At 70.2% G+C, this 17,818-nt stretch carries 16 protein-coding genes; 7 read left to right on the forward strand and 9 right to left on the reverse strand.

The features are described from left to right. Positions 1-75: 75 nt before the first annotated feature. The 6 genes from dnaJ to GXY35_09745 form a co-directional block, all read right to left on the reverse strand. On the reverse strand, positions 76-1,170 hold the full coding sequence (gene dnaJ, locus GXY35_09720; protein NLW94853.1) for a molecular chaperone DnaJ: 1,095 nt from the start codon (positions 1,168-1,170) through the stop codon (positions 76-78). A gap of 56 nt (positions 1,171-1,226) precedes the next feature. Beyond that, on the reverse strand, positions 1,227-2,897 hold the full coding sequence (locus GXY35_09725) for an electron transfer flavoprotein-ubiquinone oxidoreductase (protein NLW94854.1): 1,671 nt from the start codon (positions 2,895-2,897) through the stop codon (positions 1,227-1,229). 207 nt (positions 2,898-3,104) lie between these two features. After that, entirely contained in the window at positions 3,105-4,754 is a 1,650-nt protein-coding gene (locus GXY35_09730; protein ID NLW94855.1) for a hypothetical protein, read from the reverse strand. Next, entirely contained in the window at positions 4,751-5,440 is a 690-nt protein-coding gene (locus tag GXY35_09735) for a hypothetical protein (GenBank protein NLW94856.1), read from the reverse strand. Before GXY35_09735 ends, GXY35_09730 begins: the two co-directional genes overlap by 4 nt. Positions 5,441-6,163: 723 nt before the next feature. Beyond that, the gene (locus GXY35_09740; GenBank protein ID NLW94857.1) at positions 6,164-7,234 is read right to left on the reverse strand and encodes a hypothetical protein; all 1,071 of its coding nucleotides are present in this window, start codon (positions 7,232-7,234) and stop codon (positions 6,164-6,166) included. 296 nt (positions 7,235-7,530) lie between these two features. Next, positions 7,531-8,559, reverse strand: coding sequence for a hypothetical protein (locus GXY35_09745; protein NLW94858.1), 1,029 nt, complete (start codon positions 8,557-8,559; stop codon positions 7,531-7,533). Positions 8,560-8,905: 346 nt separating this feature from the next. Between GXY35_09745 and GXY35_09750 the strand changes: the two genes are divergently transcribed. The 3 genes from GXY35_09750 to GXY35_09760 all read left to right on the forward strand — a co-directional run bounded on the left by GXY35_09750 (position 8,906) and on the right by GXY35_09760 (position 12,168). Continuing rightward, positions 8,906-9,916 carry a hypothetical protein gene (locus GXY35_09750; protein ID NLW94859.1) on the forward strand — a complete coding sequence of 337 codons (1,011 nt, stop codon included), beginning with the start codon at positions 8,906-8,908 and terminating at the stop codon, positions 9,914-9,916. 112 nt (positions 9,917-10,028) lie between these two features. Further along, positions 10,029-11,036, forward strand: a complete 1,008-nt coding sequence (locus GXY35_09755) for a hypothetical protein (GenBank protein NLW94860.1) — start codon at positions 10,029-10,031, stop codon at positions 11,034-11,036. A gap of 19 nt (positions 11,037-11,055) precedes the next feature. Next, positions 11,056-12,168: a hypothetical protein gene (locus GXY35_09760; protein ID NLW94861.1), complete on the forward strand. Its 1,113-nt coding sequence runs from the start codon at positions 11,056-11,058 to the stop codon at positions 12,166-12,168. Here GXY35_09760 and aroE read toward each other — a convergent pair. The 3 genes from aroE to GXY35_09775 are packed head-to-tail and all read right to left on the reverse strand — an operon-like array spanning position 12,143 to position 15,386. Beyond that, positions 12,143-12,997, reverse strand: a complete 855-nt coding sequence (gene aroE / locus GXY35_09765; protein ID NLW94862.1) for a shikimate dehydrogenase — start codon at positions 12,995-12,997, stop codon at positions 12,143-12,145. The genes GXY35_09760 and aroE overlap by 26 nt on opposite strands. 13 nt (positions 12,998-13,010) lie before the next feature. Beyond that, a complete protein-coding gene (aroA, locus tag GXY35_09770) occupies positions 13,011-14,306 on the reverse strand; it encodes a 3-phosphoshikimate 1-carboxyvinyltransferase (protein NLW94863.1) in 1,296 nt (431 codons plus the stop codon). Positions 14,307-14,360: 54 nt separating this feature from the next. Further along, the gene (locus tag GXY35_09775; protein ID NLW94864.1) at positions 14,361-15,386 is read right to left on the reverse strand and encodes an ATP-grasp domain-containing protein; all 1,026 of its coding nucleotides are present in this window, start codon (positions 15,384-15,386) and stop codon (positions 14,361-14,363) included. A 242-nt stretch (positions 15,387-15,628) separates the two neighbouring features. Between GXY35_09775 and GXY35_09780 the strand changes: the two genes are divergently transcribed. Genes GXY35_09780 through GXY35_09795 form a run of 4 tightly spaced genes read left to right on the forward strand, consistent with a single transcriptional unit; the run spans position 15,629 to position 17,559 of the window. After that, complete coding sequence (locus GXY35_09780; protein ID NLW94865.1) at positions 15,629-16,006, forward strand: hypothetical protein; 378 nt, start codon at positions 15,629-15,631, stop codon at positions 16,004-16,006. Between the two features lie 27 nt (positions 16,007-16,033). Beyond that, the gene (locus GXY35_09785; GenBank protein ID NLW94866.1) at positions 16,034-16,417 is read left to right on the forward strand and encodes a hypothetical protein; all 384 of its coding nucleotides are present in this window, start codon (positions 16,034-16,036) and stop codon (positions 16,415-16,417) included. Continuing rightward, a complete protein-coding gene (locus GXY35_09790; GenBank protein NLW94867.1) occupies positions 16,414-16,812 on the forward strand; it encodes a hypothetical protein in 399 nt (132 codons plus the stop codon). Before GXY35_09785 ends, GXY35_09790 begins: the two co-directional genes overlap by 4 nt. A 48-nt stretch (positions 16,813-16,860) precedes the next feature. Further along, a complete protein-coding gene (locus tag GXY35_09795; protein ID NLW94868.1) occupies positions 16,861-17,559 on the forward strand; it encodes a PTS transporter subunit EIIA in 699 nt (232 codons plus the stop codon). Positions 17,560-17,818 lie beyond the last annotated feature (259 nt).

Consider the following 17,818-nt stretch of genomic DNA (forward strand, 5'->3'; position numbering starts at 1 on the left):
TTACCGCCGTTCAACCGCCAAGACCGGACACCCGGGCGCCTCCCCGCCCGAGGGCAGGCGCGACGGAGCCGCGCCTCAGTATCGCAATCCCGCCTCGCGCGCGAACTCCTCGAGCGCTTTGCGCGCCTTCGGCGCGAGGTTGCGCGGCGTGGCGACCTTGATGCGCACGAACATGTCCCCCCGCCGCCCGCCGGCCGCCGCGATCCCGCGCCCCTTCAGGCGGAGCGAGGCGCCCGTCTGCACCCCCGCGGGGACCTTCACCACCGCCGCGCCGTCCGTCGTGCGGACGCGGATCGTCGAGCCGAGCGCCGCCTGGGCGAAGTTGACCGGGACCTCGCAGTAGATATGCTCGCCCTTCCGGCCGAAAAAGCGGTGGCTCCCGAGACGCACGACGAGGATCAGATCGCCGGGCGGCCCGCCCGCGGGCCCCGGCTCGCCCTGCCCGGCGACGCGTATCTTCGATCCGTTGTCCACCCCCGGCGGGATCTTCACGGTGATGCGCCGGTGGCGGCGCACCACGCCCTGCCCCCCGCAGGCGGGGCACGGGTCGCGGATGAGCTGCCCCCTGCCGTAGCAGCGCGCGCAGGGGCGGCTGAAGGCGAACCCCCCCTGCGAGATCGAGACGGTGCCCGCCCCGCCGCAGTCGGGGCACTGCGACACGGGGGAACCGGGACGCGCCCCGGCGCCTCCGCACGCGCCGCACGATTCCTGGCGCGGGATGGTGACGGTGCGACGCCCCCCCCGGATCGCCTCCTCGAACGGGATCTCGACCTCGAAGGTGAGATCCTCGCCGCGGCGCGGCCCGTAGCGCTCCCGCCGCGCGTACGTCCCGCGGTCGAAGTACGAACTGAACAGATCGCCGAGGTCCCCGAAGCCCCCGAAGTCCTGGTAGGAGAACCCGTGCCCCCCTCCGCCGGCGCGCGCGCCACCCCCCCCGGGGTCGAACCGGAACGCCGCGTCCTTCATCTGGTCGTACTGCTTCCTCTTGGCAGGGTCCGCGAGGACATCGTACGCCTGGGATATCTCCTTGAACCGCTCCTCGGCGGCCTTGTTGCCGGGGTTGGCGTCGGGGTGGTACTTCTTGGCGAGCGCGCGGTAGGCCCGCTTGATCTCGGCGGCCGTGGCCGACTTCCCGACACCGAGTGTCTCGTACAGGTCTTTCCTGGTCATGGACGCTCAACGCGCGGGGGCCGCGAGGCCTCTCCGCCGGGCGCGGCCGCGCCCCCTCACATCAGTTGGTATTTCGGGCCGCCGCCCGCCTCGGGGCAGCGCCACCGGATGTTGCCGTACGGGTCCTTGATATCGCAGGTCTTGCAGTGCAAACAGTTCGAGAAGTTCACCTGGAGCCGGCGCTCCGCCCCCTCCCCGACGAATTCGTACACCTTGGCCGGGCAGAACCGCTGGCACGGGTTGTCGTACTCCCGGGCGCAGCGCCCGTGGCAGATGGCAAGGTCGGGCACCTCGAGATGGCACGGCTGGTCCTCCTCGTGCTCCGTGCCGGAGAAGTAGAGGTTCTCCTCGCGGGTGAACGTCAGCGTCCCGTCGCATCGCATCGGGGCGGCGCCCGTCCCGCCGCCGCGCGCGGCGACCGTCTCCAGTGTCCGCGCGTCCTCCTCGGCGCCCAGCGGATCCCGGAGCCCGCGGCCGCGGGTGAGATACTGGAGGCCCGCCGCGAGCATCCCGGGGAAGAGGCCGCGGTGGAACGCCTGATGGAAGTTCCGGACGAGCCGCATCTCCCTCCCCGCCCGCCCGCGCAGCACCCGCCTGTCGTACGCCCCGAGCGACGCTGCGGAGACGTCGTCGTTTCGCAGCGCCTCCCAGGCCGTCTCCGCCGCCGCCATCCCCGACTCCATCGCGAGGTGGATCCCCTTGACGCGCTGGGCATTCACGAACCCCGCCGCGTCGCCGACGATGAGGCAGCCGTCCGTCGAGAGGCGCGGCAGGGCGTACGCGCCGCCCTCCGGGATGGTCTTGGCGCCGTAGGCGACGCGCTCGCCCCCCTCGAGGAGCCGCGCGAGGAGCGGGTGCGTCTTGAAGCGCTGCATCGCCTCGTACGGGTCGAGCAGCGGGTCGCGGTAGTCGAGCGAAACGACGAGCCCGAGGGCGACGTGCGCGTCCCGCATATGGTAGACGAACCCGCCGCCGAACGTCTTCAGCCCGAGGGGGAACCCGATTGTGTGGCTCACGTGGCCGGGCCGGGCGCGCTCGGGCCTCACCCGCCATACCTCCTTCATCCCCAGCGCGTAGCCCTGCGGGTTTTTCCCCTCGAGGAGCCGCTTCTTGGCGGCAAGCGCCTTCGTCAGCGAGCCGCGCGTCCCCTCGGCGAGCACCGTGAGGCGGGCGCGTATCTCCGCGCCCGGCTCGAACTGTTCCTTCTCCGCGCCGGTCTTGTCGCGCCCGCGGTCCTTGCACCGCACCCCCGCGACGCGCTCCCCGTCCCAGAGGAGCTCGTCCGCGGGGAAATGGTCGAACAGGTTCGCGCCGAGCGCCTCCGCCTTCTCTCCCATCCAGCGCGTGAAGCGCGAGAGGGAGATGACCGGGTACCCCTTGTTGGCGAGCGGGGGCGGGGTGACCGGCGCCGCGACGCTCCCACGCCGGAACAGCCAGCGCACCTCGTGCGAGACCACCTCCGCCTCGATCGGGGCGCCCTGCAGGCGCCAGCCCGGCATCAAGGCGTCCATCGCGCGCGGATCGAGCACGGCGCCGGAGAGGTTGTGGGCGCCGAGGCCCGCGGACTTCTCGATCACGGCGACGAGCAGATCGCTCTTCTCCCCCGCCCCGGCCTTCGCGTTGTGCTCACCCTGGAGCTGCAGCAGCCGGATGGCGCCCGCGAGCGACGCGGGGCCGGCGCCGACGAACAGGACATCGACCTCGAGGATTTCCCTCTCCTTCGTCATAACGTCCCCCGTGGCGTCCTGCGCTGCGGGGACCCAGTATAATACACGCGCCGCATGACGGCAACAACACGCAGACGTTGCAGGCGGCCGGTTCCGGCGCGAAAAGCCGGACGGGCATTCCCGGCTGTCCCCACAGGCGAGAATACCCGTCCATTTATCCGGGCGCCGGGAGGGTGCGTGCAACATCCGCGGGGAGGGCTCCGGCCCCTACCTGACGACGAAGGAGTTCGAGTTCTCCACGGGGAGATCGGCGCGGATGAACCTCCCGGTCAGCGGATCCACGAACGCCGCCGCCCAGCAGTACCTGCCCGGCGGCGCGGTGAGCCGCAGGTTCAGCGTCCCGGAGACCGGCTGCGGCGGGAACGCGACGCGGCGCCAGGTCGGGCCGTAGACCCTCGTCTTGAATACGTAGACGTCGCGCAGCCCCTCCGTGGACAGGTAGACCCTGCCGCCGGAGAGGGCCTGGCCGAGGGTCGAGGGGCAGTCGGCGATCACCGGGTTCCAGACGAGGGCGAGGTACACGTCCACGGGGACCCCGTAATAGTTCACGTCGTCGAAGCTGCACGAGTAGTCGAGGGCGAGGTCCCCGCCGGAATCGATGACCGCGGGGCTCGTGCGCAACTCGAGGTAGTTGTCGCCGCACCAGGCGACGCAGCAGCCGCCGAACGACGGCGGGGCCGGGGTCGCCGCCGGGGTCGGGACGGGCGCGGACATCCAGTTCGTCACCTCGATCTTCCTGAGGCCGGAGGGGTACTCGGCGCCGTCAACCTCCTTGACGTCGACGAGCAGCATCCGGTTGTTCTCGGGCACGTCGTCCTCGGCCCCCCACACCGTGACGATCGCCCCGATGTAGTAGGAGCCGGAGCCGACGACGTTGGCCGGGATGGGCGAGAGGGGCCAGGTGCCGCTCCACTCCTCGTTCCGCTTCAGGTACTTCCCGCCGTCCCAGCACACCCCGCCCAGGCAGGGGTCGTCCGACGTGACGACGGTGTCCCTCGAGAGGTAGAAATACACGTAGATCTTCGTCTCGTCCGTGACGCCGCAGTTCTGCACGGTGAACGGGCCCACGCTGATCGCGCTCCCCGCCGCGGCCGTCGCGGGGGCCGAGGCGTAGCTCTCGGCGTACTGCCCCTGCCGGTACTTCAGCGGGTAGATCCCGATGTCCCTCACCGGCCGCTCCCGGTCCGGATAGGCGTCCCGGATGGTGTTGGCGTCCATCCGGGTGATCTTCATCATCCCGTAGTCGGACATGTAGTTCATCACGGAGAAGGCGTTGTGCTCGTAGGGCGAGGTGTTGAAGACGTGGTGCGCGCCCCAGGCGTGCCCGAGTTCGTGGACGGCGGTCGCCTGGATGGACGCTTTGCCGAAGTCGAACGGGTCCGCGGACCACCCGCCGGAGAACCCGTCGTTGAAGACGATGTCGACCTCGGTGAAGGTTCCGCACCCGGAAGGGGAGAAGTCTCTGCAGTCGTCGAAGACGCCGAAGCCGGACTCCGGGAACAGGATGGTCATCGCGTAGACATCGTCGCCGAACCGGATCCCGTAGCGGTCGCGCATATCCTCCGGCGAGATGGCGACCGTCATCTCGTTCTTCCCGTTGTCCGGCGCCCCCGTGCCGTAGTCCACGCACGGGTCGAAGATGTCCGCGTAGCGGCCCCAGTACAGAAGCTGGGCGGCGGCCCAGGAGCGCTCGGACTCGGTGCCGCTCCCGACGACCTCGAACCGCAGGGGCGTGCGGGGGTGGACGCCGCAGTAGCAGCCCTCGCGGTTCACCCAGGCCCCCTGCGCGAGGGCGGGGCGGGGCGGGATGATGGCGCAGGCGAGACAGAACGCCGCGAGGGGGGCCGCGGTCCTCATCGAGGCGCCCTCCCCAGGATGTAGTCGATGAACGCGCCTTTCTCCATCGGCCGGCCGCCGCGGGGCGCTTTCTCGGCCGCCGCGGGGGGCTTCCGCCCGGGGACGATCCTCCCCCCGGCGTCGCATCCATCCGGGTCAGGCGCGGAGGGGCCCTCCGGCGCCCCCGGCTCGACGAATGCGAGCCGGTCGCGCGCCGCGGGGTCCACGAGGCGCCCCCTGACGACGCGGCCGTCGGCCGCCTGCTCGACCAGGCGCCCGAAATAGTCGACGACGTAGTCCCGGCCCGCGGAGCTGTCGCGCAGTATCCGGAAGACGCCCTGCCCGTGCCCGACCGTCGGAACGGACGACCTCTCGTTGGCGAGGCCGAAGAGCAGGTACGTCTCCCCCACCTCGAGCCGCGGCGTGTCGCTGACGAGGATCGTTTTGCCGTCCGCCGTCCCGCCCGCGAAGCTCATCAGGACCGGGTCGCCGGGCTCCCCGAGGACGCGCTCCTTCACCGCGACGACGTAGTCGGTGAAGAGCATCACGCCCCGGTCGTCCCAGCGGCAGGCCCTGTCCAGGACCTCCCCGACGAAGACGAAGTCGGCCCTCGCGGGCATCTCCCCGATGGGAACGGGCGCGACCAGCGCCGAGGCGAGTGAGGGGGAGAGAAGAAACGGCAGGAGCGCGAGGACGGCCGTCTTCATGCGTCCTCCGTCAACGCGGGCGCGGAGCGCACCACGGGGCGTTCCCTACCCCGACCCGCGGCAGATCGCAGGGCGTCCCACATCCCTCTACTGTATGGTACTCCTCCACCGCCCAGAATGCAAGAGATTTTTGTGGACATTTTCCGCCTATCCGCATATCCCGGCGAGCGCGCCGCCGCGCGCATCTTTTCGGGCGCCGGCTTCACGCAACTTGCCGCGGCGGTTGCGATTGCGCGGGAATTCCCGCCCCGCCGCGCGGGCGGGAATGGCCGTGCATCAGGCTGGACGCTGGGGGGGGGTGGTGCGTACGGCGTCCGCAAAGGAAGGGGCCGGATCAAAGGGAGGAGCTTCGTTCTCATGGCGTCCCTCCTTCGGTGCGCGTTCTATTTCCGAGCATAGCCCGCGGCCGGGACTGAGTCAACAATGTTGCCCCGGGGGTGAAGAAGCGGAGAGGAGCTCCCATTTTCGTTGTTTCATCGCCTGGATTGCTTCGCCCGCGAAGACAGCGGGGGACGCGAGGTGAAGAGAGGGAAGAAGGCCGGGAGGGCGCCATCCCCCCCCCCGGGCGGGACGGAATGAGCGGGTGGATTCAGCGGGGGGGGCCGGCTTGTCTGACGCATCGCACTTGTCCGATCTTCCGACCTCTCCGAAAGGTGAAGAGTCACAAAGAGGCCGGGAGGTCGCCCTCCCGGCCCCTTGTACGGCGTTCCGATGCGCCGCCCGCTACTCGACGACGAGGGCCTTGCGGTCCACGAGGCCGAGGTACTTGAGGTCGTCCACGCTGGTCGTCGTCGCCGGGTCCACCGCGCCGCCCTCGAGGTAGTACGTCCCGGCTGGGATGCCGTTGAACTGGAGGTTCTGGAGGACCGGGTAGTCGAAGACCTCGGGCAGGGCGATGGGCCCCGCGGCGAGGCCGAGGTACGGCGTCACGGCCGGGACGAACCCCGCGCCCCGCTGGTAGTAGAGCGCCGAGCCGTCCGGCCGGATGACCCTGACGAACGGGTAGCACGGCGTGGATGACGCGGTCACGTTCGCCGTGACGTTGATGATGTCGGTCTGGCGGAACGACTTCTTGTCGGGCCTCAGGTCCACCGGCAGCGACCCGATTTCGAAGGCGAAGTTGATGGGATCGAACTCATAGCAGGCCTCGACAAGATAGAAGAGCGGACTCCACGGATCGGAGCCCATAAAGTTCAACTCGTGCCCCGTGCCGAGTAAGTCGGCGGGCGGCGTGTTCAGCCATTCCCAGTATTGGAACCCGCTTCCGATGGACGAGGCCGGATCGTCGTTGAATTGCGCGGAGACCTGGAGCCAGTAGATCTCGCCCGCGGTCTGCGCCCACGGATATACCATCGCCTGGTAACTGAAGATGTGGTGATAGACGCCCCCCGCGTACACCGTCCCCGCGTACGCCTCGTTGCAGTCGGCGAGGGGGACGCTGGCCTCGTTGAAGCCGCCGCCGGGCTTCGAGTCCAGGGGGTCGAAGGCGTCGTTCAGGTACTGGTTCAACGTGAAGCCGTTCGGCCGGAGCCCCGTCGGAGGGCTCACCGGGCCGGGGGTGCCGTTCTCGTACCCTTCGTACTCGCCCCACCACCTGATTACGTTGATCGGCTGGCCGTCCGGGCACCTCCAATCGTCCGCGGAAACGTAGCTGGTTCCCCCGTCGAAGCACACCTGCGACATCCAGCCGTCCGGGCAGGTCATATCCACCGGCTGCCTCCAGCCCCCCGCCGCCGCGGCGCCGGCCACCGCGAGCGCGCACAACGCGACAGCGAACATCGGCGTCCTACTCATAGGCATTCCCCTCCTTTTGTGTCCCCGGGCCGCCCGTCGCGCCGCCCCGAGGCGGATCGCGGGTCGTCCCACATCCCACGGCTTCAAGGAACTCTTCAACCGCCCCGAAGGCAAGCGGCTTCCGCGTGGACATTTTTGCCACATCCGCATATCCCGGTGCGCGCCCCGTTCGGCGGGTGAGAATACCAGCCCATCTATTTGGGCGCGATCGCGTTGCGTACAACATCTGCAAAGGAAGAGGCCGGGAGGTCGCCCCCCCGGCCCCTTCGCCATGCGACCTTCGTCCGCGCGGCGCGCTACTCGATGACGAGCGGCGTGCTGTCGACGATGCCGATGTACTGCAGGTCGTTGATGTCCGTCGTCACCGGATCCACCGCGCCACCCTCGAGACGGTACGTCCCCTTGGGCATATTTTCGAATCGCGCGTTGGGCAGGATCGAGTAGTCGTCGATCTTCGGCAGCGCGATCGGCCCCGCCTCGATGCCGAGGTACGGCGCCACGGACGGCACGAACCCGGAGGCCTGGGTCAGGTAGAGCACCGATTTATTGGGCTGGACTATCCTGACGAACGGCCAGCACGGCGTGGCGGTCGCCGCCACGTCGGCCGTGACGCTGATCGAGTCGCTCTGCCGGAACGTCGGTTTGTTCGCCGCCAGCCCAACCGGCATCGTCCCGATCTCGAAGGCAAAGTTGTTCTTCTCCGACGGGTCGTCGATCCATATGGGGTTCCACGTGATTCCATCGGCGGAGTCGTGCCCCGTGCCGAGGAAGTCGCCCGGCGGCGTGCTCATCCAGCCCCAGTGCGCATACCCGTCGAGATCCCATTCGATCGGTCTTGAGTATTTCGCCTGCACGCTGAGCCAGTAGACGCTGCCCTTCGTCTGCGTCCACGGCTGCGCCAGTGTGGCCTGGTAGGAGAAGACGTGCCGGGAGAACCCGCCCTCTATCGCGGCCATCCCGACGTGCGTCTGCCTGCACTGGGCGCGGGGCACCTCGACCGTCTTGAGGAGCGTTCCCGGCTGCCCGTTGTTGTCGGCGTACTGCCTCAGGATGAACGCGGTCGGCTGAAACCCCGGCGGGGCGACCACGCCCGGCATCCCATCTGCATAGGGATGGTAGTTCCCCCACCACTTCACGGCGACGATCGGCTGGCCGTCCGTGCACTTCCAATCGTCTGCGACCCTGGTGCCGCCGTTTGGATCCACCAGCGAGGGCCATTCGAATGAATTCGTCATAGCCACCGGTTGAATCACGCTCCCCGCCATGGCGGAGGCGCACATCGCGAGCGCCGCCGCCGCCACCGCACAGATCACCACCCTATTCATTCCGCACCTCCCCCAATCCGTTTGTACGCCTCTCCCAGCTTTACTGTCCATGCGCCTCCTCTATCTGAACCGCCGTAGCGGAACGCGCGAAGCCTGTGAATCACACTACCCGTTCCCCCCCGAGAAAAGCAAGAGTTATCTTTCTCAAAACGATTGGATCGAAAAGGTTACCTTTTACTTTGCCCCTGTCCCGCCCGCCAACGGGCGAACAGCGAGCCGTCGAGCGGCTGCGTCCATGCGGGCGCAGGGGCGCGTCTTTGCCGGCCGGCGGAACTAGCATGACAAGGGCGCCGCGATGCTGAAAGAGGGGGTGCGCGGCGGCCTCGTTCAGGTGTATACTCTCCCCGTGAAACACGCATTCCCGCCCCTCGCCGCCGCCGCGCTCGCCCTCGACGTCCTCGCCGGGTGCGCCGCCCCGAAGGTCTGGATCACCGTCGTCCCCCGCTTCGACTCCCGGGCCATCTCTACCGTGGCCGTCCTGCCGTTCGAGAACCGCTCCGACGACCCGGACGCCGGGAAGGTCGCCGCGGAGAAGCTCGCCCGCCTCCTCGATCAGCGAAGCGCCTGGAGGGTGATCACCTGGCGCGACCTCGGCCCCGACGCCGCGGACGACCTCTTCCCGGGCGGGAAACTCGACTTCGCGCGCGCCACAGCCCTCGCGCGGGCGCACGGGGCGGACGCCGTCCTCACCGGCGCGGTCCTCCAGTACGGATCCGACCAGTCGCACGAGGTCCGGCTCGCCAACGTCCCGTTCCACGACGTGAGCGCGCTGCAGGGGGGCCAGGCGTTCGACGACGAGCCGATCGACTGGTACCAGCTGGACGCGGCGGCCGAGTTCTCCGTCGCCCTCCTCGACGCCGCCGACGGGCGGGCGCTCTGGACCGACTCGCGGACCGGCACCGCGTCCGACCGCGGCGCGCCGCCGCGCCTGACCGGCGCGGAACTGCTCGACCGGGCGGCGGACGCCGCCGCGCGGAAGCTTCTCCTCGGCTTCGTCCCCCACCGGGAAAGCGTCCAGCTCCCGCCGGGCTGCCTCGTGACCTGCGCCGACTTCATCGACCACCCGGTCGACATCCGCTCCCGGTTCACGACCGGAGACCCCGCGCTCTACGCCGTCCTCGAGCTGGGGAGCATCTTCGCGGGCAAGGAGATCGTCCTCTCGCTGCGAAAGCCCTCCGCGAACTCGCTCGTGCGGGAGCACCGCTTCGTTTGGGACGATGCGCAGGAGAGCCGCGCCTTCAGGCAGGAGACCGCGGCGCTCGCCGACGAGGCCGGGTACGGGCGCTACCGCGTCGCCTGCGCGGTCGAGGGGCGGGAGATCGCCCGCGCCGACTTCACCCTGGAACCCGCGCCGTAGCGCCTCCGCCTCCCGAGAATACCGAGAATACCGTGTTGCCCGACCGCGCCCCGTTGTGGTATTCTCCGGCAGAGGGTTGCGGGGTTCACGCCCACCCGATCGGAGAAAGACGATGAGCGACCGATTCGACCAGGTGATGCAGCAGTACCTCCTCCCGATGGAGAAGCTCTCCTACGGGCCCGTCGACTCCACCTACTTCCTCCACAAGAAAGGCGGCCTCGTCTACTGCGAGGGGTACGCTCATCCCCCGGACGGTTTCTACGGCGCCCTGATCAAATACCCGGACCCGAAGGGGCATATCGACATCTTCGGCAGGAAATTCAACTGGACGCACCGTCGCTACGAAAACGGGGAGCTGGTCATCATCCCCGGCGACGAGCAGGTCCGACGGATGATCGAGATCTACCCGGAGCTCGCGTCGCGCCCCCCCCTGCCGCTCTTCGCCGACCATTTCTGCCACTTCCTCTTCAGCGAGATGCAGGGGTTCTTCGACAGCAGGCGCTCGCTGGAGCTCCTCTGCAGGGAGAACCAGCGGCTCCGCGAGGTCGTCGACTCCCTGCACGAGCTTCTCGGGGTGCCGCGCGAGCGGATCGGCTGTTCGGGCTCGCTCGCCTACGGCTACTACGAGGAGCCGCTCGAGGACGTCGACGCGACCTTCTTCGGGACCGTCGAGCAGAACTTCGACGTGGTGCTCCGCATCGCGGAGCTTCTGAAGCGCGAACCGGAGCGGGAGGTCAGGGAGCTCGGCAAGTCGTGGCCGCTGCGCTTCAAGCACATGGGCACCCTGGTCTGCCCCTTCTTCCGGTACGCGGACCCGGCGGAGATCCCGTACCTGAACTGCACGATGGAGCTCCTCGCCCCGTCGGTCTCGATCACCGGCACGGTCGCCGACGGCCGCCACACCCCGTACCTCCCCGCCGTCTTGCCGTTGGAGGACGTCAGGGCCGACGGGAAGGCGCGCCTCCCGATCGAGGTCGTGATCTACGACGGGGCCCAGCGCGGCGAGTATCTCAAGGGCGACCGCGTCTGGGTGAAGGGCCGGCTCGTGAAGGTCGCTCGGGGCGGGCGCGCGCACGAGGCGGCGCTGGTCACGAAGCCCGAGGAGATCGGGAAGCGGTAGGCGCCCGCAGGGGAGAGACGTGGAATACCTCGCGCTTGCGCGAAAGAGCCGCCAGGCCGCGGTCTACGAGCTCAAGGGGGAGTACGGCGACAGCCTCACGCGCTACATCGCCTCGACCCCCCAGAGCCGCCTCCTGCTCAACAGCCCCGAGATCGTCGGCGTCCGCTACACCGACCTCCTCGAGGACGCGGTCGTCGCGGTGCTGGCCAACCTCCCCGCGGCCTCCTCGCTCCGCCGGCTCGATCCGCGCACGATCGGCGTCATCCACTTCCTCCGCGGGAGCCTGAACTTCGGCATGCGGCGCGCCCTCGCGCGCGCCTACGGCTTCAACGTCCACTGCTCCTCCTTCATCACCTCGCAGCGCGAGCGCGACGCCTACGGGCGCTGGTTCATCAAGGACAACCAGTACCGGAAGATCGCCATCCCCCCCCACGCCACCCTCTTCTTCGCCGATGTCATCGCGACCGGCGTCACGATCTCAAACGGGCTGGAGATCATCGTCCAGCTCGCCAAGAACAGCGGCGCCCCCATCCGGCAGATCGTCTTCTTCACCATCGGCTGCCACAAGCTCGAGAAGCTCCTCAGGGAGTACAGCCGCCGGCTGAAGGAGATCTTCCCCGGCTACGAGCGCACCGTCGCCGTGTACCTCGAGGGGAAGTTCCACCTCGCCGACTCGAAGACCGCGGTGCGTATCAAGCTCCAGGGGACCGACCTGATGCGGCACCCGGCCATCCTCGCGCCGGAGTTCGAGCTCGCGCAGTACGAACGCCTCTCCTCCGCGCTCGAGCGGTGCGTGGTCTACGACGCGGGGACCCGCGCCTTCGACGCCGACGACTACCTGCGGAAGCTCGAGGCGTACTGGGAGGAGGTGCGCCGTCAGGCGGGGAAGGGCTGGACGCTCGAGGAGGCGCTCCGGGAGCGGTGGCCCGAGGAGGAGTACCGGCTGCCGTACGACCGGTTCAGGGCGGCGAAGACGGCGCAGTGGCGCGGCGTCGGGGACGCGTTCCTCAGGAGACTGCACGGCGCCTTCAAGGCCCGCTGGACGAAAGGGTTCGCGCACCGGGCGGGAACGCCGAAGGCGCTCGCCGAGCTCTGCTCCCTCCGCCTCAGAGAGATCGCCCGAGCCCGCTGAGCAGCGCCTCCCGCATCTCGTCGACCGGCGCCTCCACCCCCAGCCAGACCCGCTCCTGCTCCGCCGCCTGCCAGAGCAGCATCTCCGTCCCGGGGATCGCGACCGCCCCGGCCGCGCGGGCGTCGGCGAGGAGGCGCGTCTCGATCGGATTGTAGACGATCTCCAGCACGGAGAGGCCCGGCCTCAGGAACTCCCGCCGGATGGGGCTCTCCCCCGTCTTCGGATGCATCCCGACCGATGTCGCGTTGACGAGGATGCCGGCGGAGGCGACCGCCTCCGCGAGCGCCGGGCCGGCGGCGGGGATGACGGCGATCCTCCGTTCGGCGCCGCACGCCCGCGCGAGGTCGTCGCGCAGCCGCTCCGCGCGCGCCGGCGTCCGGTTCGCGATCGCGACGGAGGCCGCCCCGCCGCGCAGGAGCCCCCAGCAGATCGCCCGCGCCGCGCCGCCCGCGCCCAGGATCACCGCCCGGGCGCCCGCCACGGCGACCTTCGCCTCCGCGAGCGCGCGCAGCGCCCCCGGCGCGTCGGTGTTGCACGCCGCCAGGCCCCCGTCCTCGCCGACCGTGACGGTGTTCGCCGCGCCGATCGCGGCGGCGTCCGGCGCGACCGTCGCACAGCGGGCGAGGACCGCGCACTTGTGCGGGATGGTGACGGCGAGGCCGCGGAGCCCCGACGCGGGCAGCGCGCGGATGAACGCGTCGAGGCCGTCCGGGGGGACGGGGATCGACTCGAACCGGCAGGGGAGCCCCAGCGCCCTGAACGAGGCGTTGTGGACGGCCGGCGACATCGAGTGGCCGAGCGGCCATCCTATGACGGCGTAGCGTCTCATCGGCGTACGGAGGTCAGCGGCCCCCCTCCCCGCGGGCGCCGGGGGCGGCGAGCTCCATCGACGCGCCGCAGCGCCGCATCAGATCGACGAAGGTCGGGAAGGTGACGCGCACCGCCTCGGCGGTGTCCACGACGGTTTCGCCCTCCGCCGCGAGCCCCGCGACGGCGAGCGCCATCACCACGCGGTGGTCGCCGTGGCCGCTCACCCGGGCGCCGCGGAGGGGGCGGCCGCGGATCACGAGGCCGTCCTGGAGCTCCTCCACGTCCGCGCCCATTTTCGCCAGCTCCCGCGCCATCACCGCGATGCGGTCGGTCTCCTTGAGGCGCGCCTGCGGCACGTTGCGGAGGCGGGTCTCGCCGGAGGCGAAGCAGGCGGCGGCCGCGAGCGCGGGCAGGGCGTCGGGGGTGGCGTTGAGGTCGAACTCGGCCCCCCGCAGGTCGCCCCCGCGGATCCGCAGCCCCCCGGGGACCGGCTCGACCTTTGCGCCCATCTCGGCGAGCATCCCGACCACCGCCCGGTCGCCCTGGACATCCGCCGTGTCGAGGCCGCGCACCAGGAGCTCGGAACCGGTCGCCGCCGCCGCGCAGAGGAAGAAGGTCGCCGAGGAGAAGTCCCCGGGGATGCGGCGCTCGAACGCGCGGTACCCCTGCCCGCCCCTGACGGAAAAGCGCTCCCACCCGCGCCGCTCCCAGACGACCCCCAGCCCCTCGAGCCACGCGAGCGTCATCTCGACGTACGGGGCCTCGTTCAGCTGGAGGACGCGGATCTCGGTGTCCCGCTCCGCCAGCGGGGCGGAGACGAGCAGGGAGGAGAGGAACTGCGAGGTGACCGCGCGGATCTCGGTGCGCCCGCCGGTGATCCGCCCCCGGAGCGCCGCCGGCGCGCAGCCGTTCCCGCGCGCGCAGAACCCCTCGGCCCCCAGGAGCCGGTACGCGTCGATGAGCGGCTGGAGCGGGCGGCGTTTCGTCTGCTCGTCGCCGGTGAAGAACGTCCACCCGTCGCAGAGCGCGGCGACGCCGAGGAAGATGCGGAGCGTGGTGCCGGAGTTGCCGACGTCGACGACGTCGACGGGGAGGACGGGGCGGCCCGCGGTCCCCGTGACGATCCACTCCTCGCCCGCGGAGACCTCGGCGCCGAAGAGACGGGCGGCGTCGAGCGCGGCGCGCGTGTCGGAGGAGTCGAGCGGGGCGACGATCCTCGAGGTCCCCGAGGCGAGGGAGGCGAGGACGACCGCCCGGATCGTATGCGACTTCGACCCGGGGATCTCCACCTCGCCGGCAAGGCGCGACGGCGCGACGACAAGCTGCATCGGCGGCTCCCTCCCGGAAAAGTATAGCACAGGACCGGCCGAAACCCGCAGGCCCTATGCCGCCCCGGACGCCGTCGCGAGGTCCGCGATGCGGCAGACAAGTTCCGCGTACGACAGGCCGGCCGCCGCGGCGGAGCGCGCGAACCCGGCGTCGGGGGCGATGCAGGGGTTCGGGTTCACCTCGAGGACGTACGGAACGCCGTCGCGGCCGAGCCGCAGGTCCACCCGCGCGTAGCCGCGGCAGGAGAGGAGCCGGAACGCCGCGAGCGCGACCCGCTTCAGTCGCCGCGCCTCGGACGGCGACAGCGAAGCCGGGCACCGGGGCACCGTCCGGGCGTACTCCCGGCTCCCGGGGATCCACTTCGCCCGATAGCCGCAGATGCGCGGGGCGCCCGCGGGCAGGCGCCCCATCTCGATCTCCGAGACGGGGAGGGCGACAGGGTCGCCCGCGCCGAGTATCGCCACGTTCAGCTCGCGCCCGTCCACATACTCCTCCACGAGCGCGGGCTGGCGGTAGCGCGCCTGCACCCGCCGGCATCGCGCCGCGAGCTCCGCGGGGTTCCGCACGAAGGCGGAGGGGCCGATGCCGATGCTCGCGTCCTCGCGGACCGGCTTCACGAAGAGCGGGTACCGCATCCCCCGGGGAAGCCTCCGGGGCGGCTCGCCCGCGCAGACGAAATGCGGCGGCGTCGGAACGTTCCCGGCCGACAGGAGCGTCTTGGCGAGCGCCTTGTCGAGCGCAAGGCCGAGCGCCAGCGGCCCGCTGCCGGTGTACGGCAGGCCGAGGAGCTCGAGCAGGGCGCAGGCGTGCATCTCGAGGCGGCTTTCGCCCCGCGCCCCCTCGAGGAGGTTGAAGACGAGGCGCGGGCGCGCGGCGGCGAGGCGGCGAAGGAACGCCGCCGGGCTCCGCCGCATCGGCGCGAGGAACGCCCGCCGGCCCGCCGCGAGGAGCGCGTCCCGCACGGCGCGCGCGTCGCGGGCGACGCTCTCATTCGCCTCGGCCTCCGCGGCGGGGATCCCGCCCCGCGGGTGATACCCGTTGTAGACCACGGCGATGCCGCCGCTGCGCCTCCCGCCCACCTGTTCCTCCCCCGCTCGGTTCGATGCGCGCTTGAGTATACCGCGCGGTTGGAACCGGCTCCAGACGAAAAGAGCCGCCGCGACGGCGGCGCCGTGTCCGCCCCCACTCCGCGTCCCGTCCCCGCACCCCGGCTCGGTATCGGTTGCCTGTTTCCGCCCGACGTGGTATAGTGCGGTGTGAGCGGTCGGTCCCTCCCCGCGAACGGGGGCCGCCTCGTCACTCCATGCAGAGAGGTGTAGCCATGCGCACGCGTACAGTCGCCGCCGCCGCCGCCGTCGCCCTCCTCGCTGCCGCCGAGGTTTCCGCGCAGTGGGACGCCTACCGCTGGGACTCGGGCTCCTGGGTCCCCCGCAGGGACAGCAACGCCCCGTCGAGGCGGGGCCCAATCCGCCACCCGTCGTACCGAGGCGTACGGGGCCCGATCCAGCACCGGCGGGCGGTCACGCGGGGCCCGGTGACGCGGGGGCCGTTGACGCCCCGGGGACCCGTCGGGCAGCGCGGACCCTCCGGCGAATGGGCCCAGCCGTACGGTTCCCGCTCGGCCGACTACCGGTACTATGACTACGCGATCAGCGACGGCGCCAGACGCTACACCCACACCCCGGGGATCAAAGAGTGAAGGCGGGAGGAGCAGACGACGGCACCGATGGATGCGCGCACGATTGCGGAGATGCAGCGGCGGTTGACGCTGCTCCAGGAGGAGATGACGGGGCAGGTGGCGAATCGCCAGCGCGACGCGCTCAGCCGATCGCCGCGGGAGCAGTCGGGCGACCTCTCCGGGTACTCGATCCACCTCGCCGACTCGGCGAGCGACTCCTACGACCGCGAGTTCTCCATCTCGCTCGCCTCCCGCGAGCAGCGGATCCTCAACGACGTGAACGCCGCCCTGTCGAAGATACGCAACGGGGAGTACGGGACCTGCGAGCTCTGCGCCCGGACGATCGACGAAACGCGCCTGGCGGCAATGCCCTACGCGCGGCTCTGCCTCGCGTGCAAGGAGCGCCAGGAAAAGCCCCGGAAACCCGGATGAACCGCCCCGCCGCGCCCGCCTTTGTCCCGATCCTCGTCGCCGTTGCGATCGCCGGCGGCTTCCCGTCTCCCGCGGCCGCGGCTCCCGAGACGCGTCCGGTGCGCACCATCGAGGCCGCCATCCGCTCGATCGACGCCGCGGGCGGCCTTCTCTCCGTCGAGGCACGCGGCGGCGAACGCGCCGCCTTCTCGCTGCACGAGACGGACACCGTCATCTTCCGGGGGATACGGGCGCTCGGCGTCGACGAGCTCTCGGAGGGGATGCGGGTTGAGATCGACTACCGCGACGCGTCCGGCGGGGAGCCGCCGCGCGCGTTGTGGATCGAGGTTCACGAGGACGCGGCGCGCGGCGGCGTGTTCAGAGCGGCCGCGCCCGCCTCGAAAACGGTTCGTTAGGTTTCGGGCGCGGGAGCCCGGGCCTGTCGAAGAAAGGAAGGGGAAGCGATGCCGGGCGAGTATATGACAATCGAGGATGCCGCAAAATTCCTGAACATGAGCGAGGGGGCGTTCAAGCTTCTCGTCGAGAAAGGGATATCCTCGCGCGACAAGAACGGGAAGGTGATGGTCAAGACGGCCGAGATCAGGGAGTGGCTCCACCGGGGGATCCGCTACTTCGACCCGGACCAGCTCAAGGTGCTCGAGAGCGACTACAGCGGGAAGTCGACCCGCATCGCGCCGCTCCTCGACCCGCGCTGCATCAAGATGAAGCTCACCGGCGTGACGAAGACCGGCGTCATCGCCGAGCTCGTCGACATGCTTGTCGAGCGCGGCGGCGTGGACCCCAAACACCGCGAACGGGTGATGACGGCCGTCATCGAGCGCGAGCGGATGTGCAGCACCGCGCTCGCGGACGGCGTCGCGATCCCCCACCCGCGGGAGCCGCTCACCGGCATCATCAAGAAGACCCGCCTGGTGCTCGGCCTCTCCTGGCGGGGGATAGACCTCGAGGCGTTCGACGGCCAGCTCACGCACGTGGTCGTCCTCCTATGCACGACGCGCATCGACACGCACCTCCAGATACTCGCGAGCCTCACGAAACTGCTTCGCAGCATGCGCCTGCGCGTGGCGATGTGCCGGGCCAAGGATGAGCAGGCGGCCATCGACGTCCTGGACGCGTTCGAGAAGCAGCTCCACGGCTCCTGACAGCCGCGGCCTCGTTTTCGCGGAGTCCCGGCACGGATTTCGCCGGACGCATCATCCCCGGCGGGCCCGCAGCTGCCGGCGCTTTTTCGTATACGCGATCATTTTTTTGTTGACATATAGGTGTCATAGCACTAATATGCCTTAGGATTTGGCATTTTTTTTTGCCAGTGCAGACATAACTATGTATTTGCGCCGATATGTCATTGAATGATTCACTGCGCGGGCGGCGCACGCCCCGCGCACGAGCAGACGAAAGGCA

It is taken from the genome of Chlamydiota bacterium (genome assembly GCA_012729785.1).
Classification (GTDB): Bacteria; Auribacterota; Tritonobacteria; order UBA1439; family UBA1439; genus UBA1439.